Raw genomic sequence first — 382 nt, 5'->3', positions numbered from 1 at the left:
GTCTGGCACATCTCCCACCACCCGCGGATCTTTGAACGGGGTGGCGATCCGGTTCGGGAGACGGCTGGACAGCCGAACGATTTCGTTGACGCCGTTGCGCGTGTGGAGAACCGTAGGACGCGTGGAGGGATCGTCCTTCTTCAGCCCAGGAAGGTTGATTTCCTTCTGGTAGACATCGAGCGGCTGGCCACCAGCGCGTTGCGCGTCGCCGATGGTTCTGCTGATGTCCGCAGGCGCTCTGCCCAACGGGCCCTCGGGGAGGGACACTGGCGCCGCAGCGCGCACAGGCTTTACGCCGCCTGTCCCTGGGCGGGTAACGAAGCGGTTGCTTGTGCCTGCAGCTTTCTCTGCGGACGGTTCGGCGCTCAGCGGGGTGCTGATC

The 382-nt window shown here is 65.2% G+C and carries 1 protein-coding gene; it reads right to left on the bottom strand.

The features are described 5' to 3' along the window. A partial coding sequence (locus tag FJV41_RS53390; RefSeq protein WP_220138090.1) for a hypothetical protein occupies nt 1–246 on the bottom strand: 246 nt, incomplete at its 3' end. Nucleotides 247–382 lie beyond the last annotated feature (136 nt).

It is taken from the genome of Myxococcus llanfairpwllgwyngyllgogerychwyrndrobwllllantysiliogogogochensis (assembly GCF_006636215.1).
GTDB lineage: Bacteria > Myxococcota > Myxococcia > Myxococcales > Myxococcaceae > Myxococcus > Myxococcus llanfairpwllgwyngyllgogerychwyrndrobwllllantysiliogogogochensis.
This window is presented reverse-complemented; position numbering and strand designations above follow the sequence as displayed.